Annotated in this window: 22 protein-coding genes and 1 pseudogene; 12 read left to right on the plus strand and 11 right to left on the minus strand. The window is 71.1% G+C overall.

The genetic code is table 11. The features are described 5' to 3' along the window. Nucleotides 1-72: 72 nt before the first annotated feature. Nucleotides 73-903, plus strand: a complete 831-nt coding sequence (locus AB0N17_RS04915; protein WP_366009695.1) for a dienelactone hydrolase family protein — start codon at nucleotides 73-75, stop codon at nucleotides 901-903. A 78-nt stretch (nucleotides 904-981) separates the two neighbouring features. Here AB0N17_RS04915 and AB0N17_RS04920 read toward each other — a convergent pair whose 3' ends face one another. After that, complete coding sequence (locus tag AB0N17_RS04920) at nucleotides 982-2274, minus strand: phosphatase PAP2 family protein (protein WP_366009696.1); 1293 nt, start codon at nucleotides 2272-2274, stop codon at nucleotides 982-984. Between the two features lie 250 nt (nucleotides 2275-2524). After that, nucleotides 2525-3601 (minus strand): DUF6215 domain-containing protein, encoded by a 1077-nt coding sequence (locus tag AB0N17_RS04925; protein WP_366009697.1) that lies wholly within the window; start codon nucleotides 3599-3601, stop codon nucleotides 2525-2527. A 246-nt stretch (nucleotides 3602-3847) separates the two neighbouring features. Here AB0N17_RS04925 and AB0N17_RS04930 point away from each other — a divergent pair, with 246 nt between their 5' ends. Next, nucleotides 3848-4711 carry an LLM class F420-dependent oxidoreductase gene (locus AB0N17_RS04930; RefSeq protein ID WP_366009698.1) on the plus strand — a complete coding sequence of 288 codons (864 nt, stop codon included), beginning with the start codon at nucleotides 3848-3850 and terminating at the stop codon, nucleotides 4709-4711. A gap of 295 nt (nucleotides 4712-5006) precedes the next feature. On the opposite strand, the gene AB0N17_RS04935 is transcribed toward AB0N17_RS04930, so the two are convergent. Beyond that, the gene (locus AB0N17_RS04935) at nucleotides 5007-5603 is read right to left on the minus strand and encodes a Type-2Aa cytolytic delta-endotoxin (RefSeq protein WP_366009699.1); all 597 of its coding nucleotides are present in this window, start codon (nucleotides 5601-5603) and stop codon (nucleotides 5007-5009) included. Nucleotides 5604-6255: 652 nt separating this feature from the next. Between AB0N17_RS04935 and AB0N17_RS04940 the strand changes: the two genes are divergently transcribed. Beyond that, complete coding sequence (locus tag AB0N17_RS04940; RefSeq protein WP_366009700.1) at nucleotides 6256-6516, plus strand: hypothetical protein; 261 nt, start codon at nucleotides 6256-6258, stop codon at nucleotides 6514-6516. A gap of 1 nt (nucleotide 6517) precedes the next feature. Then, entirely contained in the window at nucleotides 6518-6889 is a 372-nt protein-coding gene (locus AB0N17_RS04945; RefSeq protein WP_366009701.1) for a GTP cyclohydrolase I, read from the plus strand. Nucleotides 6890-6988: 99 nt separating this feature from the next. Here the strand turns inward: AB0N17_RS04945 and AB0N17_RS04950 are convergent, their stop codons facing one another. Continuing rightward, nucleotides 6989-7924 carry a LysR family transcriptional regulator gene (locus tag AB0N17_RS04950; protein ID WP_366009702.1) on the minus strand — a complete coding sequence of 312 codons (936 nt, stop codon included), beginning with the start codon at nucleotides 7922-7924 and terminating at the stop codon, nucleotides 6989-6991. 134 nt (nucleotides 7925-8058) lie between these two features. Between AB0N17_RS04950 and AB0N17_RS04955 the strand changes: the two genes are divergently transcribed. After that, entirely contained in the window at nucleotides 8059-9327 is a 1269-nt protein-coding gene (locus AB0N17_RS04955; RefSeq protein WP_366009703.1) for an MFS transporter, read from the plus strand. A 280-nt stretch (nucleotides 9328-9607) separates the two neighbouring features. On the opposite strand, the gene AB0N17_RS04960 is transcribed toward AB0N17_RS04955, so the two are convergent. Further along, a complete protein-coding gene (locus AB0N17_RS04960) occupies nucleotides 9608-9778 on the minus strand; it encodes a hydrophobic protein (RefSeq protein ID WP_366009704.1) in 171 nt (56 codons plus the stop codon). Between the two features lie 247 nt (nucleotides 9779-10025). On the opposite strand from AB0N17_RS04960, the gene AB0N17_RS04965 reads away from it, so the two are divergent. Further along, nucleotides 10026-10199: a CsbD family protein gene (locus AB0N17_RS04965; RefSeq protein WP_366009705.1), complete on the plus strand. Its 174-nt coding sequence runs from the start codon at nucleotides 10026-10028 to the stop codon at nucleotides 10197-10199. A gap of 84 nt (nucleotides 10200-10283) precedes the next feature. Here the strand turns inward: AB0N17_RS04965 and AB0N17_RS04970 are convergent, their stop codons facing one another. Beyond that, nucleotides 10284-11246 (minus strand): SDR family NAD(P)-dependent oxidoreductase, encoded by a 963-nt coding sequence (locus AB0N17_RS04970; protein ID WP_366009706.1) that lies wholly within the window; start codon nucleotides 11244-11246, stop codon nucleotides 10284-10286. 82 nt (nucleotides 11247-11328) lie between these two features. Continuing rightward, nucleotides 11329-11880, minus strand: a complete 552-nt coding sequence (locus AB0N17_RS04975) for a DinB family protein (protein WP_366009707.1) — start codon at nucleotides 11878-11880, stop codon at nucleotides 11329-11331. Nucleotides 11881-12133: 253 nt separating this feature from the next. Between AB0N17_RS04975 and AB0N17_RS04980 the strand changes: the two genes are divergently transcribed. Further along, nucleotides 12134-13045, plus strand: coding sequence for an NAD-dependent protein deacetylase (locus AB0N17_RS04980; protein WP_366009708.1), 912 nt, complete (start codon nucleotides 12134-12136; stop codon nucleotides 13043-13045). 210 nt (nucleotides 13046-13255) lie between these two features. Here AB0N17_RS04980 and AB0N17_RS04985 read toward each other — a convergent pair whose 3' ends face one another. Next, nucleotides 13256-14020, minus strand: coding sequence for a TetR/AcrR family transcriptional regulator (locus AB0N17_RS04985; protein WP_366009709.1), 765 nt, complete (start codon nucleotides 14018-14020; stop codon nucleotides 13256-13258). Nucleotides 14021-14233: 213 nt separating this feature from the next. Here AB0N17_RS04985 and AB0N17_RS04990 point away from each other — a divergent pair, with 213 nt between their 5' ends. Further along, on the plus strand, nucleotides 14234-15463 hold the full coding sequence (locus AB0N17_RS04990; RefSeq protein ID WP_366009710.1) for a saccharopine dehydrogenase C-terminal domain-containing protein: 1230 nt from the start codon (nucleotides 14234-14236) through the stop codon (nucleotides 15461-15463). A 50-nt stretch (nucleotides 15464-15513) separates the two neighbouring features. On the opposite strand, the gene AB0N17_RS04995 is transcribed toward AB0N17_RS04990, so the two are convergent. After that, the gene (locus AB0N17_RS04995) at nucleotides 15514-16014 is read right to left on the minus strand and encodes a MarR family transcriptional regulator (protein ID WP_366009711.1); all 501 of its coding nucleotides are present in this window, start codon (nucleotides 16012-16014) and stop codon (nucleotides 15514-15516) included. An 85-nt stretch (nucleotides 16015-16099) separates the two neighbouring features. Here AB0N17_RS04995 and AB0N17_RS05000 point away from each other — a divergent pair, with 85 nt between their 5' ends. Then, entirely contained in the window at nucleotides 16100-16945 is an 846-nt protein-coding gene (locus AB0N17_RS05000; protein WP_366009712.1) for an SDR family NAD(P)-dependent oxidoreductase, read from the plus strand. Between the two features lie 33 nt (nucleotides 16946-16978). On the opposite strand, the gene AB0N17_RS05005 is transcribed toward AB0N17_RS05000, so the two are convergent. Further along, nucleotides 16979-17683, minus strand: coding sequence for a DUF4097 family beta strand repeat-containing protein (locus AB0N17_RS05005; protein ID WP_366009713.1), 705 nt, complete (start codon nucleotides 17681-17683; stop codon nucleotides 16979-16981). A 253-nt stretch (nucleotides 17684-17936) separates the two neighbouring features. Between AB0N17_RS05005 and AB0N17_RS05010 the strand changes: the two genes are divergently transcribed. From AB0N17_RS05010 to AB0N17_RS05020, 3 genes and pseudogenes are all read left to right on the plus strand, one after another. Further along, the gene (locus AB0N17_RS05010) at nucleotides 17937-19133 is read left to right on the plus strand and encodes an aminotransferase class V-fold PLP-dependent enzyme (protein ID WP_366009714.1); all 1197 of its coding nucleotides are present in this window, start codon (nucleotides 17937-17939) and stop codon (nucleotides 19131-19133) included. A gap of 189 nt (nucleotides 19134-19322) precedes the next feature. Then, nucleotides 19323-20090, plus strand: a complete 768-nt coding sequence (locus tag AB0N17_RS05015) for an alpha/beta hydrolase (protein WP_366009715.1) — start codon at nucleotides 19323-19325, stop codon at nucleotides 20088-20090. Between the two features lie 259 nt (nucleotides 20091-20349). After that, nucleotides 20350-20504, plus strand: a pseudogene (locus tag AB0N17_RS05020) (GNAT family N-acetyltransferase); the annotation flags it as partial. 79 nt (nucleotides 20505-20583) lie between these two features. Here the strand turns inward: AB0N17_RS05020 and AB0N17_RS05025 are convergent. Further along, a complete protein-coding gene (locus AB0N17_RS05025) occupies nucleotides 20584-21360 on the minus strand; it encodes a class I SAM-dependent methyltransferase (protein ID WP_366009716.1) in 777 nt (258 codons plus the stop codon). Nucleotides 21361-21382: the final 22 nt, after the last annotated feature.

A 21382-nucleotide genomic window follows, 5' to 3' on the forward strand; every position in this document is an offset into this window, starting at 1 on the left:
GTGGCGAGATTACCCCTGGGCTTGGCGATCCGGCCCCTCACCCGACGGCCGGCGCCGGGACAGGCTGGCCCCATGAGCGACGACGATCCGATCACCGACTTCACCCGCCGGAACGTGGCCGTTGAGGGGGTGGAGAAGACGGTCTACGTGGCCGGGGCCGGGCCCGCGGTCGTGGTGCTGCCCGAGATGCCGGGCATCAGTCCCGACGTCCTGCGGCTCGCACGCTGGGTGCGGGACGCGGGCTTCACCGTCCATGTGCCCTCCCTGTTCGGGACGGACGGCGCCTTCCCCACGGTCGAGGGTGGCCGGGAGGTCGTCCGCCGCGCCTGTGTCAGCGCGGAGTTCCGCGCTTTCGCCGGAGGCGGCACCAGCCCGGTGACACGCTGGCTGCGCGGCCTGGCGCGGCAGGCCCACACCGCCTGCGGCGGGCCGGGGGTGGGCGCGATCGGCCTGTGCTTCACGGGCAACTTCGCTCTCACGATGGCCCTGGAGCCGGCGGTGATCGCCCCCGTGGTCAACCACCCGTCGCTGCCGCTCGACGACCCCGGCGGTCTCGAACTCGACGCGGCGGACGCGCGCGCGGTGCGCGATCGGCTCGACCGCGACGGACTCACCGTCCTCGCCTACCGCTTCGAGGGCGACCGCTGGTGCACCGGGCAGCGCTTCGCCGCCTACCGCGCGCTGCTCGGCGACGCCTTCGACGGGCGCGTCCTCCCGGACAGCGCCGCCAACCCGGCCCCGCCGCCTTTCTTCGCCGACGTGGTCGGCACCCCGCACAGCGTCGTCACCGCCCATCTCGTCGACGAGGCCGGCCATCCGACGGTCCGCGCCCGCGACGAGATCCTCGCCTTCCTCACCGACCGCCTGCACCCGCCCGGGACCCGGCCGATGCCCGTCACCTGACCGGCTCCGACCACCTGCGTGCGGGACCGTCGGGGGGGCCGCCCAACGAACGGGTGCGCAGAGGGGCCGATGGCGTACTCACCCTGTCCGGGCCATCCCCTCACGCGCCGGGCCCGCGCTGCCGGTGATCACTCTCGACGCCTCCGGCTCCCACAGTTTGGCGGCTCGTAGGTAGCCGTAGATCACTGAGGTCATCGCCAGAATGAGAAGTGGCCCGAACACCCCGGGATGTTCGGCCATCTTCATCGGCAGACAGCGGTACGACACCAGGAGCGCGGCGAAGATCGTGGCGCCGTAGCCGACCAGCTGGATTCCCAGCCGGTCCCAGCCACGGTCGTGTGAACGCAGCGCTGCCTCGATGGTGAGCGCGAACACCACGCCGGCGACGAGATCCGCGCCGTAGTGATAGCCGAAGCCCAGCGTCGCGCCGAGTGTGGCGATCAGCCAGAACGTGCCCCCGTATCGAAGAAGGCGCGGACCCTTACGGGTGTGGATGAAGATCGCCGTAGCCCATGCGGTGTGCAGGCTGGGCATGCAGTTCCGCGGGGTGATCTCGTCGTACGGCATCGGGTGCGGGGTGGTGAGCGGCGGCGGCGTGTGGGGCCACAGGTTGGCCGCCGCCCATTGCACGCCGCCGGTGCCGGAGGCGCCCGGGCCGTAGGCGAAGACCGGACCCACCATCGGGAAGATCATGTAGATGGCCGGTCCGAGAAGGCCGATCACCAGGAAGGTGCGCACCAGGTGGTGGCGCGGGAACCGGCGCTCGACGGCCACGTTGCGCAGCTGGTACAGCGCGACGACGACCGCGGCCACCGCGAGCTGGGCGTAGACCAAGTGGAGGACATGAGGGCCGATCGGGTCGGTCGCCCCGAGAATCCGGCCCGCCACCCATGACGGATTACCCAGCGCGTGATCGACCGTCGCCACGTACTGGTCGAGCACCTGCGGGCGGGCCTTCGACGTGATGAGCAGCCAGGTATCGCCGATTTTCCGGCCGGTCACCAGCAGCAGTCCCAGTCCGGCGCCCTTCAGCAGCAGGACGCGCTCCTGGCCGGTACGGCGCGTGACAGCGATGACGGCACAGCCCAACATCACCCACAGCGCGCCGTTGCCGAAGGAATGGCCGTCGGCCATCTCCGCGTGGACCGCCCACCGCAGCAGCACGAGAACGGCGTCGATTCCGATCGCGACACCGGCCGCGATGAACCGCTGCCGCCAGGTGAGCACCACCATCGTCAACGCCAGACCGCCGTACATCGGCCCCGGCTTGGGAGCGAATATCACCTCTCGCAGCTGGCTGGTGATCGGCCCCGGCTGGGAGTAGTGGCGTGCCATGAACTCCAGCGCGATGAGGAATCCGAGCGCCGTCACACCGGCCAGGGTCCACACCTTCGCCCGTGGCCGACGCCACACGGCGAACCCGAATCTCCCACTTGTGCGCGAAAACAACCGCGACGCTTTAGATATCAACCCTCTGACCTATTTTCTCGTTCTATGCAAATAGGTCGCCCGGCAGGACCGCTGCTCACACCTGGGCCGTCTGGCCGCACCACCCGGTGGGAGCCTTGCTCCGAGTGGCCTCGGCTCCAAGGCTTTTCACGGCCAAAAAGCCCTCGGCGTCTCATCGGGCGGTCCGTTCGGGGATCGTCGGAAGAACCTTCTCCGCTATGCCGACGAGGACGCTGTCGTCCGGGAGGGCTCCTGACCGGCTCCACACGGTGAGGTCGTAGGAACCGCCCCGGTCCTTCTCGTCGAGGGCCACGGACAGCGTTCTGGCCAGGGGGCCCTGTTCGACCGGGCCACCGGATCCGCCACTTCCGAGATCGATCTCGAACTTCATGGTGTGGTCCGAGGAGAACACCGCGGGCCGGCCGAGCACCGTGAGCGTCTTGACGTCCTTCTCGGCCCCGATCTTCAGGAGCTTCGCGTACTGGCCGGTCGACAGCTTGTTGTACGTGGCCGAGAGGTTCACGGTGTACGTGTCGAACGAGATCTCGGCCTCCGGCTCGGCGACCTTCCCATCGGTCAGGGCAGCGGTGTTGCTGCTGCCGGAGGCCGTGGTCGCGGTCTCGTCAGGCGTCCCCAGGAGCTGGGCCAGGTCGGGCCGGTTGAGCGCCTCGCACAGCTCGTCACCGGTCACCGCCCGGGGAGTCTCCTTGTAGGCCCTCGGCAGCTTCTCGTGCTCCCCGTCCGAGCACGAGGCGGCCTGCGGCGTGCTGTCGTCGGACGGCAGCAGGCGTGGGCCCAGCCACACGGTGGCGGCCAGCGCCCCGAACACGGCCACGGCCGCGGCGGCCTGGCCCCATGCGTTGGGCTCCTTCTCCGGGGCCTGCGGACCGGGATGCGCCGCAGCTCCGACCTGGGTCTGAGCCGGGGCATGCGCCGGGGCCTGCGTCTGCATCTGCATCTGCATCTGCGTCAGGGCGGGTGCCTGTGCCGGGGCCTGGGCGGCCGGATCGACCGCCACCGCGTCGGCAGCGGCCGCCGGACTCGGGTTCCGGCGTGCGCGCAGGGCCCGGACCACCACGTACACGCGTATGGCGGTGAACACGAGGAACACCACGCCGAAGCCGGCCGCGGCCAGGTTGTGATCGCGGACGGCGAGGTACGTGAGGCGTACGCCGAGAACGGACCCGAGCACGATGAGCAGGGGCTCGCGGACCCAGAACGGCAGGAGACGGAGGAGAAGACCGAGCATCCGGCGATCTCACCAGGAATAGATCATGTTCGCCGTGGTGGAGGTCACAGTTCCGGTCGGGCTCGCCCGAACTCGAAGTCCCCTGCGGGCCACAGGCCCGTTACGCGCCATTTGCCGGCGCTTACGTCATGCGTCCGACGAGTTGATCCACAACGTACAACGCCGTGACTCGCGCGATCAATGGTCGTTGGAAACAGCGTCGCGCCACGCACGTCCGGGCCGACTGTCAGGAGGTGGAGTGTGCGAGTGGGGTTGCACGCGCTCGGTATCGGTGACGGCGCCCGTCCCGACATCATCCGGGCGGTGGCCACGGCCGCGGAGGCGCAGGGCTTCGCGAGACTCTGGTGCGGCGAGCACGTGGTCCTGGTGGACTCGCCGGCCTCCCGCTACCCGTACTCCGCGGACGGCCGTATCGCCGTGCCCGCGGACGCCGACTGGCTCGACCCGCTGCTCGCCCTGAGCTTCGCGGCAGCGGTCACCGACCGCATCGAGCTCGCCACCGGCGTGCTTCTGCTGCCCGAGCACAACCCCGTCGTGATCGCCAAACAGGCCGCCACACTCGACGTTCTCTCCGCCGGACGGTTCACCCTCGGTGTCGGGGTCGGCTGGTCGGCCGAGGAGTTCGCGGCGCTCCAAGTCCCCTTCCACAGGCGCGGACGGCGCACCGAGGAGTACCTGACCGCGATGCGTACCCTCTGGGCCGACGACCCGGCTTCCTTCACGGGGGAGTTCACCCGCTTCGATGCGATCCGGGTCAACCCCAAGCCGTTGCGCGGCGGCCGGCTCCCGGTCGTGTTCGGCGGGAACACCGACGCCGCCCTGCGCCGCGCCGTCACGCTCGCCGACGGCTGGTACGGCTTCAACGTCGCGGCGGCCGACGTCCCGGCGCGCGTCGCCGTCCTCGCCGACGAGTGCGCCCGCCATGGCCGTGACTTCGACGAGCTCACGGTCGCCGTGGCGCTGAGCGACGGCAGTCCGGAGCACCTGCCCGCACTGAGTGCGGCGGGCATCACCGAACTCGTCGTCGTCGGCGCGCCCCCGCCCGCTCCCGACGAGGCGGCTCCGTGGGTGGCGGAACTCGCCCGTACGTGGGTTCGGCCGCAGGAGTGATCGCGGACGTCCGGGGCGGCAACCGCATACACCCCTCACCGATGAACTGAGCGCCGCACCGCGCCTTCGCGGCCCGGGACGGCGGGCCGTGACCGGTCGCGTCCGCGACCTGCGGGGATCGGCCGCAGGGCCTACGCGGGGCGGACGCGCCTCGCGAACCCGACGGGCGGACCCGACAGGCGGACCCGACAGGCGGACCCGACAGGCGGACCCGGCAGGCGGACCCGGCAGGCGGACCCGGCAGGCGGACCCGGCGGGCGGACCCGGCGGGATGTGGCGGGCGACGCCCGGAGGATCAGGCCACGATCGCGAGCTTCTGGCGTACGACGATCGCGTTGAGCCGGACCGCGAACGGTGCGGTGTCGGTGAGGCCCAGCGCCCCCACGCGGGACTTGCTCAAGCCGACGGTGACGTCGGCGCAGAAGGCAACGGCGTACAGGTACTCGCCGGCTTCCTCGTCCTGAAGCGCGAAGAACAGATCGCGGTAGTAGCTCGTGTGGTCCGGGCCCTCCTCGTAGTAAGCGAGCCCCGGTTCGCCCTCCTGCTCCGCGAGACCGGTGAAGGCGTCCATCAGGTCGCGCTCGACGGTGTCCCAGAACGACGCCTGAGCCGACTCGGGCGGGAGTGCCTGGCGGACCGCTTCCTTGAGGGAGAGCGCCATCACCAGGATCGGCGCCTCCTCCTGGAGCCCCCAACCACGGACCATCTTGACGATGTCGCTGTCGGGAAGCATGGCGGCGGCGTCGCGGATGTGACCGAAGTCGTAGTTGACGGTGGCGGGTGCGATCGCCTCCTGGAAGGCACGCCCCAGGGCCTCCGCCTGGGCGAGGTGAGACGCTCCCACCTCGGTGACTGTCCTGAAACTGGCTGCCAACTGCCCCTCCTTAAACAATTTGTTGCAGTGGTGAGGCGTCAGTATGCCGTAGCGGCGAGCCGTCGCGGCCCGGGGGCGGGGGGGCGCGACAGGCTGTCCCGCTGTCAGAGCCGTCGAGTAGGTTCTGCCCCTTCGGCCCGACCGGCGGGCCGCCGAGCTGGGGGACTCGTCGCGGTGAGCATCCACCTGCACCTTCGCGCCGTCGCGGAATCCGGGATCCGAGACGACCACACGTGGCTCGCGGCGTTCATGGCCGAGGCTTGGGACAACCATCCCGACGAGTACGCGGCGGGTATCGCCGACTCGATCGACAAGGTCTTCGGCTCCGTCAATGACCTCTACGCCGCGGCCGAAGTCTTCGAGGCAGACCCCGGCAGACCCTGGACGCTGCCGATCTACGGCGGCCGCCCCGTGGCACACGGAGCTGACGCCGACCCCTCCAACCCACCCCTGATGATTCTGGAGCCGCCCGGGGTGTCACAGGCCGCGGAGTTCCTGGCGGCTGTCTCCTTCGACGAGTTGTGGAGCGTCGCCGCTGCCCGGTTCGGCGGCCGAGTCCGGGAAGAGGCACAGGTCCGGCAGGAGTTCCTCGACCATCACCAGGACCGGGGGCCTTCGCGGCCAGCGGGTGGAAGGGGCAGTTGCGAAGCCGCACAAGAACGCGCTGGCCTTGACCTCGTTCGGCCTGCTGCTGCCGGTCGCCCTGCTGGGCTTCGTCCTGCTGGGCTTCGTCCTGCTGGCCCGCTGGATCCCCGTCCACCGCGACCGCACCACGGCCGGGGCTGCAGCGGCCGCAGCGGGCCCGGGAGCCGAAGGTGCCGTCCCTGCCGAACGCCACTTCCCGGTGGCGGTGGTGGTGGCACACGGTCTGTTCGCGGTGGTCACCCTGGTCCTGGTCCTGCTCACCGCGCTGGGCATCGGGGGCAGCTGACATGAGCGACCGCCCCTACCGCACCACCGCCCGGACGGAGCGGCACTACGAGGAGGAGACGGAGCCCGGGCGGCCCGCCCTGCGGGTCGTCCACGAGCCCGACGGTGTCGACCTGGCCGCCGCGGAGGCCGCGGCAGGCCAGTTCCTCACCGCACTCGGCATCTCCACCCCCTCGGAAAGCCTGCGCGGCACACCCGGCCGAATGGCCCGCGCCTATGCCGAGCTGGACATCGAGGCGGAACACTGCTGCATGACCTTGCGCGGTGTCCAGGCCACCGGATCCAGCACGATGACCTCCTCCCTCCTCGGCCTGCTGCGCTCCGACGCCCGCTCCCGCAGCGAGTTCCTCGCCCTCACCGGCGCAGCCGGCTGAGCGGGCCCTGGCCGAGGCACCTGCGCGGACGCCGTGCGCGCCGCGGATGCCGGTCCGCCGACCGCGATCCGGCGCCGGTGAACGCGGGGCGCCGCGCATTCAGTGCGGAAACACCCACCTCGGCGTCCAGGTGCCGGGGTCGTCATGGCCGGCCGCTGTGGTGGCGAGGTGGGCCCGGAGGGTGGCCAGCGCCGGGTGGGGGTTGTCGCGGTGCCAGAGGAGGGAGTGCGGGTAGACGGGGGTCGGATCGGTCACCGGGATCCGGCGCAGGCCGTACCCGGCGGGCCAGACGAGGCGGGTGTGCTCGCCCATGAAGGTGGCCAGGGCCGGGGTGTCGGCGACGGTGTCGAGGAGCGCGTCGGAGCCGAAGTTGGGTCCGGTCGCCTCGATGGTGAGACCGAACTCGGCGACGAGGTCGTCGTAGTAGGCGGCCCACTCGGTGCCGGGGACGATGCCCGGCATCCAGATCCGGTGGCCGGCGAGCCGAGCGAGTGGCACCGACCGTGCGCCCGCCAGCGCGTGGGCGGGGCCGGTGAGGAGCTGGAGCGGCTCGTCGAGCACCCGGACGGACTCGATGTCCTCGGGGAGCGGTCGGCCGGGCGCGGCGACGGCACGGAAGGAGGCGTCGATCGCACCGGAACGGATGGCGGCGACGGCCGTCTCGATGTCGAAGAGCATCAGGACGTCGAGGTCGATCTCGGGGTGCGCGCGGTGGAAGTCGCGCATCAGGCCCGACGCCGCGCCACGTGAGGCGATCACGTCGACGCGCAGGGGACGGCGGCCGGTGCGCACGGACGCGACGGCGCGCTCGGCGACGCGCAGCAGCTCGCGCGCGTGGGGCAGGAACGCCTGCCCGTCGATGGTGAGTTCGGCGCCGCGAGCGGTGCGGGTGAACAGCCGGACGCCGAGATTCCGCTCCAGTGCGGCGATGCGCTTGGAGACGGCCTGCTGGGTGACCGCCAGCTCGGCGGCGGCCTCCTGGAACCGCCCCGCGTCGGCGGCGGCGACGAATGTCCGGACGGTGTCGAGGTCCATGCCCCTCACCCTACGGGTACAACCGATGGTTGTGCCCGACGGCTCGGTGGTTGTTTGATCCCTGGCTACGGTGCCCGCTTTGATGCTTCCGAACGCGGATCGGTTGTGCGAGTGAGTGACGAGGGGCGTCGGGCATGAGGAGCGGTCACCTGCTGGGACACCTGCGCGGCCATCGGCTGGGGCGGCGGTTCGGGTGGCTCTGGGGAGCGTACGGGACCAGCGCGCTCGGCACGTGGCTCGCCTTCGGCGCGTTCCCTCTGATCGCCATCCGGGTGCTGCACGCGGGACCGGCCGAGGTCGCCGCGCTCTCTTCCGTGAGCAGTGCGGTGGGCGCGGCCGTGGCGGTGCCGCTCGGCCCGTGGGTGGAGTTCCGCCGCAAGCGGCCGGTGCTGGTCGCGATGGACCTGGTGCGGTTCGTGGCGCTCCTGACGGTCCCCGCCGCGTTCGCCTTCGGCGCGCTCACCTTCCTTCAGCTTCTGCTGGTGTCGATCGTCGTCGCGGCGGCCGACATCACCTTCCGGGCCGCCTCCGGCGCGTATCTGAAGACGTTGCTGCCGTCCGAGGACCTGCTCGTCGCCAACGCCCGGTTCGAGTCCACGACGTGGACGACGACGATCATCGGACCTCCGCTGGGAGGCGCGGCGATCGGGCTCCTCGGCCCGGTGGCGACGGTGGTGGCCGACGCGGTGAGCTACCTGCTCTCGGCCCTGGGCATCCGCGCGACGGGCGGGCAGGAGCCGCGGCCCGAGCGCCGGGAGGCCGCGCGCATGCGGGCCGGGGACCTGCTCGACGGCTGGCGGTACATCCTCGCCGACGCGACGCTGCGGCCACTGTTCTTCAACACCGCCCTGTTCAACGGCCTGGTGATGGCCACCCAGCCGCTGCTGGCCGTCCTGATGCTCGGCCGGCTCGGGTTCACCCCGTGGCAGTACGGCCTCGCCTTCGCCGCTCCCTCGATCGGCGGGCTGCTCGGTTCGCGGCTGGCCCGGCCCCTGGTCACCCGGTTCGGGCAGCACCTGGTCCTGGTCGTGACGGGGGCCCTGCGCGCGCTCTGGCCCATCGGCCTGGCCTTCCTGGGGGCGGGCACCGGAGGGCTGCTGCTGGTGATGGGCGTCGAGCTCGGGCTCATCTTCTGCTGCGGGGTCTTCAACCCCGTCTACACCACGTACCGCCTCCAGCGCACCGCGTCCGACCGGGTCACCCGCACGCTGTCCGCCTGGGCCGTGACGACCAAGGCATCGACCGCGCTCCTGACGGCCGTCTGGGGTGTGCTGGGCGGTCTCCTCGGCCCGCGTACGGCCATCGGTCTGGCCGGTGTGCTCCTGCTGGCGACGCCGCTGCTCCTCCCCCGCCGCGCGACTGCCCTTCCCTCCGGGCCGAGGCCGGCCACGAGCCGCGCCTGACGGACCGCCACGGTCGCCTCGGCGTCGGCCTTGCCGCCGCCCACGCAGGGGGCGAGCGCCGTACGCAGCGGCCCCGCAGATTTAGGAGGAGCAGGGTTCCGCTGCTGCTTCTGCGGGGCCGGTGCATGACTCACGTACCCTGCGATGCGTCCGATAAGCCCGATCTCTTCCAGCCACCTCGAGTGAGGCGGCTCCTCACACGGGTGGGGCCCGGCCGTCTCCGGCCGGGCCCCACATCTCATTCACGAGCGGCATGCCGCTCGCACACAGGCGCCGTCGCCTACCAGCGATACCAGCGGCCCTTGCGGCCTCCGCCGTCCGCGGAGCGGACGACGAAGCCCAGCAGCCACACGATGAGCACGATCACCGCGATCCACCACAGCGCCTTCAGCGCGAATCCCGCACCGAAGAGGACCAGAGCCAGCAGAAGAACCAGAAGCAGGGGAACCATCGATATCAACCTCCTGGCCATCGAATGCCCTTACTCCAGCCCTACAAGCACACAAAATATGAGTTATTTTCACGGGATCAAGGGCATGCGCGCGCCGTGCAGGATTCCCGCTGCCTCGCATCTCACGCCTCACCGCCCTGCAGTGTTGGACACTCAGCGCATTTCCCTGGCCTGTGGTTTACCGGCGTGGTGCGGGGTCATGCGCACAGCCGGCACCTGACAACCGCAACCGAGGAGGGTGAGCAGCATGGCCGCCAGCGAGAAGGCCCGCGCCAAGGCCGAACAGGCAGTAGGCAAGGTCGCCCAGGCAGCCGGACGCGCCACCGGCAACGAGAAGCTGATCGCCAAGGGCCTCGCGGCCCAGGCCGCGGGCGACGCCCGCGAGGCCAAGGAGTCGCTCAAGAACACCGGCGGACACTGATCGGCGCGCCAACGGACCTGCCCGTGGGGCGGCCTCCACAACGGGGCCGCCCCACGGGGACGAGAACGGACGATCGCCCGTCTCCTAGGCGGCGAAGGCGTTGACGCCGGTCAGCTCTGCCGACAGTTCCCACAGCCGCGCGGCCTGCTCCGGATCGATCGCCCAGTCCTTGACGCCGCTGCGCTCGTCGCCGTCCGTCGCCGGTTCGGCGATGTCGCAGTCCTCCAGATAGACGCCACCCAGTCCGTCCAGCTGCGGCGAGGTCGCCGCCCACACCTGAGTGGCCGCACCCTGCGGCGGGGTCTTGAAGCCCTCGGGGTTGAGCACGTTGCCGTCCTCGTCGATCCAGCCGCGCTCGACCATCTCCTCCTTGGGCAGGTGCCGTTGGAGCGGGGTGATGATGCCGCCGGGGTGCAGGGCGAAGGAGCGGACACCGGCGTCGTGGCCGAGCTTGTCGAGGTGGACGGCGAACAGGACGTTGGCGGTCTTGGCCTGGCCGTAGGCCTCCCACTTGTCGTAGCCGTTGCGCCAGTGGATGTCGTCCCAGCGGACACCGGAGAAGTGGTGGCCGCGGGAGGAGACGGAGACGACCCGGGCACCGCCCGGTGCGATCGCGGGCCACAGCCGGTTGACGAGCGCGAAGTGACCGAGGTGGTTGGTGGCGAACTGGGCCTCCCATCCGGGCCCCACCCTCGTCTCCGGGCACGCCATGATCCCCGCGCTGTCGATCACGATGTCGATGGTGCGTCCGGAGGCGAGGAACCGCTCGGCGAAGCCGCGCACGCTCTCCAGGTCGCCGAGGTCCAGCTCGTCCAGCTCGACGCCGGGGATGTCGGCCACCGCCTGTTCGGCGGTGGCCGGGCGACGCGCGGGCACGACCACGTGGGCACCGGCCTTGACGAGCGCGCGGGTGGTCTCCAGGCCGATTCCCGAGTAGCCGCCGGTGACCAGGGCGAGCTTCCCGGTCAGGTCGATGCTCTCCAGGACGTCGTCGGCGGTGCTGGTGGCTCCGAAACCCGAACCGATCTTGTGCTGTGCAGTGCTCATACCCGGAACGCTACGAATTCGAGTGCTCTCGAAGTCAAGCGGAACCCCGAGCCGGGCCGGCCGGATTCCCTGCCGTCCGCGGTCACACCCCGACCGCTCCGTCGATGCGCTCGCGGATCAGGTCGGCGTGTCCGTTGTGACGGGCGTACTCCTCGACCATGTGGATGAGCACCCAGCGCAGGGAGACCGTGCCCCGCCAGGAGTCGTGGCCCTCGATGTCGAGGTGCGGAGCCTCGGCGACGAACTCTTCCGCGAAGGCGACTTCGTCGTGCCAGGCCGCCCAGGAGGCTTCGACGACCTCGAGGTCGGGGCCTGCGCCGTCGAAGTCGCCCTCGGGGACGTCCGTGGAGGAAAAGCGCAGCTCGACGTCGTGCCCGGCGAGCACGGCCCGGAACCAGCGGCGTTCCACGTCGGCGAGGTGCCGGACGAGGCCGAGCAGGGAGAGCGAGGACGGGGACACGGAACGCAGTGCCAACTCCGGTCCCAGACCTGAGCACTTCAGCTTCAGGGTGGCGCGCTGGGCGTCCAACACAGCAGTCAGCATGGCCCGTTCGTCGCCGGTCGCGGGGCCGCTGAACCGGTGCTCGCTGCCGGCGCCGGTGAACAGTTCGATCCGTCGGTCGGGAGTCTTCATGGCCACATCATGGGCGCCGGGTGGCCGTCCCCGGAACCCGACGCGGGTGGGACGACGCGGCCGTGGAGCCGCTTCGGGTCCGGTCGCGCTGCTCCGAAGAAGGAGTCGGACGTGGTGGCGGCGATCGGGATCCACTCTTCCGCCGGAAGGGTGCCGGGGGGGCACTGACAACGCCCCGTGAGAGTGCGCGCCGCCCTGCGCAGCGCTGATCGGTGTGAACGACCGGCGGCAGCGCGTTGCGTACCCTGGCGGCATGCGCATGCGCCCCACCCTGAGCTGGACCCCCGCCGAGGACCCGCCGCCGGGCACCACCGACCTGGAGCCGGTCGCCGATGCGCTGGGCACCGGTGGTGTGCTGGTGCTCAGCGGGGCGGGCATCTCCACGGAGTCGGGCATCCCGGACTACCGGGGCGAGGGCGGGAGCCTGAGCCGGCACACCCCGATGACCTACCAGGACTTCACCGCGAGTGCCCAGGCCCGGCGGCGCTACTGGGCGCGCAGCCATCTCGGGTGGCGCACCTTCGGCCGCGCCCGCCCCAATGCCGGGCACGAGGCGGTGGCCGCGTTCGGGCGGCACGGCCTGCTCTGCGGTGTGATCACCCAGAACGTCGACGGCCTGCACCAGGCCGCCGGCAGCGGGGACGTCGTGGAGCTCCACGGCAGTCTGGACCGGGTCGTCTGTCTTTCCTGCGGCGCCTTCAGCCCCCGCCGCGAACTCGCCCGGCGGCTCGAGGAGGCCAACGACGGCTTCGAGCCGGTGGCCGCCGGCATCAACCCGGACGGTGACGCCGATCTCACCGACGACCAGGTCGGGGACTTCCGCGTGGTGCCGTGCGCGGTCTGCGGCGGCATCCTCAAACCGGACGTGGTCTTCTTCGGCGAGACCGTTCCCCCACAGCGGGTCGAGCACTGCCGCGAGCTGGTCCGTGAGGCGGCCTCGCTGCTGGTCCTGGGCTCCTCGCTGACGGTCATGTCCGGGCTCCGGTTCGTCCGTCAGGCGGCCCAGGCCGGGAAGCCGGTGCTGATCGTCAACCGGGACCCCACCCGGGGCGACCGGCACGCCCTCACCAGGGTGGCGCTCCCGCTGGGGGCGGCCCTCACCACGGTGGCCGGCCGGCTGGGCATCCCCGTCGACGGCCAGGCGGCGGCCCGGGTGCAGTCGTGACGGTGGCGTGACGCGCCGCCCGAGGGAGGCGCGGACCGTCCGACGGCTACGCCACCACGGCTACGGCTGCGACGTCGGGCGGCGTCGGGGGAGCGACCACGTTCACACGCCGCACGGGCGGGCCGGGCCGGCGACGGCCGCACAGCTGCTGTCTGAGCGCCGCCTCGGCCGGCCGCCGTCGGCCGCGGCGCCCTGTGTCCAGGTCCGGCCTCACCTCTCCCCCGGCGCCGGACTTCCCCGCCGCTCCGACTGGCCGTCGGCCGTTGCCCCGGCCTGTGCGGCGGCCAGCTGTGCGGCGGCGTCGTCCAGCAAGGTGTCCAGGACGACCGGATAGGCGCTGTGGGGCATGCGGGCGGCCAGTAGCCGGGCGGTCGCGGCGATGTGCGGATAGGACTCCGCGGGGAGCCGGGCGTAGGTGGAGGTCCACATCTCCTCGTCCGTCGCGCGGGCCTCCTCCGCGAGGGCGAGTGCGCCGGCGTCGAGGGCCGCGAAGGCGAGGCTCAGATCGATGAAGGCGTGGTAGAGCCGGACTGCGGTGGCGTCCGGGAAGCCGGCGGTGCGCAGGATGCCGAGGATCGTCTCGTCGACCGCGATCTCCCGGGGGCGGCCGGTGACCCGGCTGGTGGTCAGGGCAGCGGCCTGCGGGTGGGCGAGATACGAGGAGTGGATGGCGAGCCCGAGGGCCCGCAGGTCGGCCCGCCACTCGCCGGTGGCCGACCAGCCGTCCAGCGCCTGCCCCATCAGCTCCTCGCCGATGGCCCGGGTGAGGTCGTCCATGCCGGCGAAGTAGCGGTAGAGCGTGCTGGGGTCGGCGCCGAGGGCCGTACCGAGGCGGCGCGCGGTGAGACCGGTGACGCCGTGCTCCCGCAGCACCCGCAGCGCGGTGTGCACGATGAGCCGCTCGGACAGCACGGTGCCGGCTTGAGTCTTGCGGCGCCTGCGCCGCGCCGCTTCCGGCACCACTTGCTTGGCCATCCGGACCACTCCCCTCCCAGCCATGACGGCGAGCCCGTCGGAGCCGTGACGGCACATCGATCATGGCCGTGACGGCACCTCGCTCAAGGCACGACCGCGAACCCTCGCCACCGCAACGGCCGTCCTTATGCCAACACAGTTGACTCTACATGTGGCCGTCCCGTTGCATCAGGGCGTCTCGTGAACGTGTGCTCCAGGCGAAAGGTGTGTGACATGCGAGTACTGCTCGTGGGCGCGGGCGGGGTCGGAACCGCGGTGACCCGGATCGCGGCCCGTCGCGGCTTCCTGACCCGCATGGTCGTGGCCGACTACGACCTGACCAGGGCGGAGGCGGCCGTGGCCGCGCTGCAGGAGGACGGGGACGGGGACCGGTTCAGCGCCCGGCGCCTGGACGCCTCCGACGAGGACGGCGTACGCCGGCTGCTCACCGAGGAACGCTGCGACGTCCTGCTGAACGCCACCGACCCGCGGTTCGTGATGCCGCTGTTCCGTGCGGCGCTCGACGCGGGCACGCACTACATGGACATGGCGATGTCGCTGTCCGCCCCGCACCCCGAGCGCCCGTACGACATATGCGGCGTCAAGCTCGGCGACGGGCAGTTCGAGCTGGCGGACCGATGGGCGGACTCGGGCCGGCTGGCCCTGGTCGGCATGGGGGTGGAACCCGGCCTGTCCGACGTCTTCGCCCGGTACGCCGCCGACGAACTCTTCGACGAGATCGAGGAGATCGGCGTACGGGACGGAGCGAATCTGACCGTGGACGGCTATGACTTCGCCCCCTCCTTCAGCATCTGGACCACCATCGAGGAGTGCCTGAATCCTCCGGTGGTCTACGAGAAGGAGCGGGGCTGGTTCACCACCGCGCCGTTCAGCGAGCCGGAGGTCTTCGACTTCCCCGAGGGCATCGGCCCCGTCGAGTGCGTGAACGTGGAACACGAGGAGGTGCTGCTCATCCCGCGCTGGGTGGACGCCCGCCGGGTGACGTTCAAGTACGGGCTGGGCGACGACTTCATCGCCAAGCTGAAGGTCCTGCACGAGCTGGGCCTGGACTCCACCGCGAAGGTCACCGTCCCCGGCGAGGACGGGCCCGTGCGGGTCTCCCCGCGTGACGTGGTCGCCGCCTGCCTGCCCGACCCGGCCACCCTCGGCGAGCGGATGACCGGCAAGACGTGTGCGGGCACCTGGGTGAAGGGCACCAAGGACGGGGCTCCGCGCGAGGTGTACCTCTACCACGTGGTCGACAACCAGTGGTCGATGCGCGAGTACGACTCCCAGGCCGTGGTCTGGCAGACCGCCGTCAACCCTGTCGTCGCCCTCGAACTGCTCGCCACCGGCGTCTGGTCCGGTCAGGGCGTCCTCGGCGCCGAGGCCCTTCCGCCCCGCCCCTTCCTCGACCTGCTCACCGAGTACGGCTCACCGTGGGGCCTGCGCGAACAGGGCTGACCCCGGCCGGGGCAGCACACGCTCGAGGAGCGACGGTCGCGGCCGACCGCTCACCGGCGTGAGCGGGGGGAACCGGTCGAGGGCTCCTCCCCCAGCTTCTCCTTCTCCGCCTTGAGCTTGCGCCATACCCTGCCGAGGGCCGCCATGTCCTGCTCGTCGAGGAGGTCGGTGAAGACCGGCGCCAGGACCTCACGGCGGGTGGCGTCCGCCTGCCCGAAGAGGCGGCGGCCCTCGGCGGTGAGCGAGACCTCGACCGACCGGGCGTCGCGCACCGACGGCGTACGGGTCACCAGTCCCCGGGCCTGGAGGGCGTCCACGACCCGGGAGACCTGGCTGCGACTGAGCATCGTGCTGTTGCCGAGGACGGACGCGGGCACGGGTTCGGGGCTGGATGCCAGCCACAGCATCACCTCGAACCAGGAGACAGGCAGGTCGTGCGCCTTGATCAGGGCTCGGTCCACGCGCTCGGTCATCACCGTGCCCGCCCAGACCAGCCCGTAGAAGGCGTAGTCCGCGGCGGGCATCTCGGCCTGGGGCAGCTTCTTCGGCATGGATCGAGTATAGGCGAGTTGCGTGCGCACACACATAAAGCTATGTTGTGTGTGCACGCACATAAACGGCCTGAAAGGCTTCGCCATGTCCACCACCCCCCGCACCGTCCTGATCACCGGAACCTCGTCCGGAATCGGCCTCGCCGCCGCCGTCGCCGCCGCCCGTGCGGGCTGGCGTACGGTCGCCACCCTCCGCGACACGACCCGCGCCGGCGCACTGCGCGAGGCCGCCGCCGCTGCGGGCGTCGAACTCGACATCCGACAGCTCGACGTGACCGACGAGGTGTCCGTCACCGCCGCCGTCGACGGTGTGCTGGCCGACTACGGCCGTCTGGACGCCGTCGTCAACAACGCGGGCGCCGGCCACCTGGGCACCCTGGAGAACGACTCCCTGGAAGACATCCGCGACGTGATGGAGGTCAACTTCTTCGGCGTGCTGAGCGTCTCCAAGGCGGCGCTGCCGCACCTGCGCGCCACCGGCGGCCGCCTGATCACCGTCACCAGCGTCGGCGGCGTCATCGGCCAGCCGTTCAACGAGGCCTACTGCGCCGCCAAGTTCGCGGTCGAGGGCTACATGGAGAGCCTGGCTCCCGTCGCGCGGACTCTCGGCGTGGGCGTCACCGTCGTGGAACCCGGCGCTGTGGCCACCGAGTTCGTGAACAACCTCGGCGTCGACATCGCCGCCGACATCGACGCCGGCCCGTACACCCCCGCCCTGCGCCGGTACATCGACCGCACCGTCGAGCAGTTCCTCGACGGCACCGCCCAGACCCCGGCCGGGGCGGCGGAGGCGGTCATGGAGGCTCTCCAGGCCGACCGGCCCGCCTTCCGCATCCAGACCACCGACTGGGCCCGCGCCTTCGTCGGCACCAAGCTGGCCGACGCCGACGGTTCCGCTGTCCAGGGGCTCACCGGCGCCTGGGTGGCCTGACCGGCGCCGCGCATGGCCGCGCCCGGACCGGGCTCAGCCCGCCGCCTCCACGGTCAGATCACCGTTCGTCGTCGACAGATCCAAGCGGTACTTCCCCGAAGGGTCGTTCCTGAACGCCACCTTCTTGTCGCCGTGCGCGTCGCTCGCCGAGATCCGGTATCGGGCGGTCGGCGCGGTGACGGTGAGGTCTCCGCTGGAGGTGTGAGCCGTGATGTTCTGCGGGGTGGCCGTCCGGATCGTCACCTCTCCGTTCGACGTCCGGGTGTCGATGGCGTCGCCCTCGGCCTCCTCGATGTCGACGTCGCCGTTGGACGTGCGCAGCTTCACCGGACCCGTCGGGTGGTTCACCGCGATCCGGCCGTTGCTCGTGTGCACGTCGACGGTGCCGACATCGGTCAGTGCGAGGTCACCGTTGGACGTGCCTCCCGTCACCGGAAGGCCGGCAGGCACTTTGACGACGTAGTCGACGCCGCAGTCCTCGCCGCAGCCGGCGAGCGTCAGAACGCCGTTCCGGACGCGGAAGGACGTGCCGCTCGGCTTGTCACCCCGGTAGCTGACCCGGCGGTGCACGGTGACCGTGGAGGCGTCCGCCGAAGCGGCCACCTTCACTCCTCCGTTGCCGCTGTCGAGACGGATCGAGGTGACTTTCCGAGACACTGCGGCGTCGTCCTCGAAGGTCTTCTGGTCGACCACCGAGCAGGCGGAGAGCCCGCCGGCCGTGAGGGCGGCCAGAGCCACCGCTGAAAGAACGCGCGTCTGTGGGCGTCGCATCGAGGGTCCCCCGTGTGGCGAATCGAGTTGATCATCAGTCACCGGGAGCCTACCGAGCCACGGTTGCACCGCCGATGGGGAAAACCCCCCAATACGCGGCCACGAGGCTCGCTGCCGACGTCCACGCCGTCACCCGCTTCCCGGCGTACCGTCGCATGGACTGTGACCGTTCCCGTACGGTTCGCAGGACAACGCCGGATCACCAAGGAGCTGGACGCTGATGGCGCTGATCGACGTCGGGCGGGTCCGTCAGGAGACGGCGGGGGTCGAGCGCGTGGCCCATCTGAACAACGCGGGGTCCGCGCTGCCGCCCCGCCGAGTGGTCGACACGGTGGTCGAACACCTCCGCCTGGAGGAGCAGATCGGCGGCTACGAAGCGGCCTCGGCGCAGTCCGAGCGGATCGAGCACACCTACGACGCGCTCGCGCGCCTGCTGGGCGCCGGACGGGATGACATCGCGGTGGTGGAGAACGCCACCCGTGCCTGGGACATGGCCTTCTACTCACTGCCGTGGACGGCCGGCGACCGGGTCCTTACGGCCCGTGCCGAGTACGCGAGCAACGCGATCGCCTTCCTGCAGACGGCCCGCCGCCACGGCATCCACGTCGACGTGGTACCGGACGACGAACACGGCCGGCTCGACGTGGACGCGCTGCGCTCCATGATCGACGATCGGGTCAGGCTCATCGCGATCACACATGTGCCGACCCAGGGTGGTCTGGTCAACCCGGCCGCCGACATCGGCGAGGTGGCCCGCCAGGCCGGTGTGCTGTACCTGCTGGACGCCTGCCAGTCGGTCGGGCAGATGCCCCTCGACGTGGCGGAGATCGGCTGCGACCTGCTCAGCGGAACCGGCCGCAAGTTCCTGCGGGGCCCTCGCGGAACCGGCTTCCTGTACTGCTCCCCTCGCATCCGTGAGCAGCTGGAGCCGCCCTTCCTGGATCTGCACGCCGCCACCTGGACGTCACCGGACACCTACCGGATCCGCTCGGACGCCCGCCGGTTCGAGAACTGGGAGACCTCTCTCGCCGGCAAGATCGGCCTGGGTGTCGCCGTCGACTACGCCCTGGACCTCGGCCTGGAGGCGATCGAGGAACGTGTCACCCGGCTTGCCGCGGCCCTGCGCGCACGCCTCCGCGACCTGCCCGGCGTCCAGCTCCACGACCGTGGTCTCCGGCAGTGCGCCATCGTGACCTTCACGGTCGACGGCCACGACAGCCAGGACATCGCCCGCGCTCTGCGGGCCGAGGGAATCAACGTCTCCGTCTCGGTCGCGGACTCCGCCCGCTGGGACTTCGAACCCCGCGCCCTCACCTCCGTAGTCCGCGCCTCCGTGCACTACTACAACACGGACGCCGAGATCGGCCGACTGATCAGCGCCCTGCCGGCACCCGCCCCCGGGCGCGCCCTCGGGTGATCTCGGTAATGGGTTGTCAGGGAAGGCGATCAGTCTGATAGCTTGCAGTCGACCGTGACACCGGGCGAGGAGGTGAGACCCATGAACGCTGTATCGACGTGGGTGCTCCCCCTTCCCGTCACGGCCGGCGACTGACGCAGGTGTCGCCGGGAGCGCCTCGACAACAAGGCACTCCCGAAAGGCAACACCATGCATACTCTGAAGTTCACCGCCGAATCGATTTCGAACGGCATGGTCGAGCGCGACTTCACCGTGGGCGACGTCCCCGGAGTTCTCTGGTCGCCGGCTTCCGGCGCCACCGATCGCGCGCCCCTGGTCCTCATGGGCCACGGCGGCGGCAACCACAAGAAGCACCCGGCGATGTCCGGCCGCGCCCGACTCCTCGTGGCGGGCTGCGGCTTCCACGTCGCCGTCATCGACGCGCCCGGTCACGGCGACCGGCCGCGCACGGCGCACGACGAGGAGGAGATCGCAGCCCTGTTCCGGGCCAGGGAGGCGGGCGAGCCGGAAGGCGCGATCGTCGTCCGCTACAACTCCCACCTGGCGGAGCTCGCCGTACCCGAATGGCGAACGGTCCTGGACGCCCTCCAGGAGCTTCCGGAGATCGGTGCCGACGGGCCGGTCGGCTACTACGGCATCAACATGGGCACCGCGATCGGAGTCCCGCTCATGGCGGTCGAACCCAGGATCACGGCCGCGGTCCTCGGTCAGCACTGGCCCGACGTCCTGGCCGAGAAGGCGAAGCAGATCACCGTCCCGATCGAGTTCGACATGCAGTGGGACGACGAACACATCCCGCGCGAGTCCGCTCTCGCGCTGTTCGACGCCTTCGCCTCGAAGGAGAAGACGCTGCACGCCAACTCGGGCAAGCACAAGGAACTGCCCAGGTTCGAGGCCGACAGCGCGGTCCGGTTCTTCGCCCGGCACCTCGGCCGGTCGGTCGCCGCACCGGCGTGACGTGAGCGGTCGCGGCGTCCTGCGTGCCGGCGGGACGCCGCAACCGCGGCCAAGCGCTCCCCCGGGCCCAACGCGTCGGGGATGATGAGGCATGCGCCCGGATGACTGGCACTTCACCGAAGACGTCGACGACTTCCTCGCCCGAGCCGGGGACTTCCTGTTCGTGTCCCACCCTGCACAACGCCGCTGACCACGATCGAGAGACTGCGGACACGCCGACACGCTCGCCGCGCGACCGACCGATCTCGGCCGCCGGGCGACCCCGGACCGTACTGCCGTCTCCATGGCAGGCTCGACATTGATGGTCGGCGGCATGGTCCGGGTGGACCCCGTCCACACCCCGGCCCCCTCCGGGGCCGCGGCTACGCGGGCGCCGTGACGGTCGACGTGAGCCGAGCCGCCCTGGCAGCAGGCGATACGTCCCGGTCGCCGACTTCACCGGCTACGGCTTCTCCCCCGACGGGCCGGCCGTTCGCGCACCGGACAGCGGTTCTCATGTCCGACGCGAACCGGTGGTGGGCGGCGGAACCTCGACGACGAAGAACAGGAAGGTGGGCCTGGTCGAAAGGGCGTGGAAGTCGTCGGGGAACAGCTCACGGGCGGCCGGGTCGGGCTGTGGCTCGCTGATGACGGAAACGCGGAAACCGGCGCTGGTGAAGGCATCGGTCATCGCGTGCAACGGCTTGCGCCAGAACCTCATCGGAACGGACCGCCCGCCGAACGTCCAGTGGAAGTCGTAGCTGGTGGTCGCGAAGTAGTCGGGCCGGGGATCCTGGATCGTGTAGGCCACGACGGGGTGGTCCACCGAGGCGATCAGCCGGCCGCCGGGCCTGAGCACGCGCCGCAATTCGGCCAGCGTCGGTCCCCAGTCCTCCAGGTAGTGCAGCACCAGCGACGCGACCACGTCGTCGAACGCACCGTCGGCGAACGGCAGGCGGTCCCTCAGGTCGGCCACGTGCAGGGCCGCCTCGTCACCGAGCCGCCGCCTGGCCAACGCCAGCATCCCGGCGCTGACGTCGATTCCGGTGACGACCGCGCCTCGCTCGCGCAGGGCGGCGGACAGGGGGCCCGAGCCGCAGCCGGCGTCCAGGATCCGCCGGCCGGCCACGTCTCCGGCGAGTGCCAGCATCGCGGGCCGCGCGTAGTACGCGTTCACGAGGCTGTTCTCGTTCTCCGCCGAGTACGCCTCGGCGAAACTGTCGTAGTCGTTCACCCGGCCCGGATCTGCGGACCGTTCGGAGCTCTCGGGCACGTCGGTTGCGCGTTCCATCGTCGCAGCCTAGTGGTCGCAT

The organism is Streptomyces sp. NPDC051133 (assembly GCF_040682635.1).
Classification (GTDB): domain Bacteria; phylum Actinomycetota; class Actinomycetes; order Streptomycetales; family Streptomycetaceae; genus Streptomyces.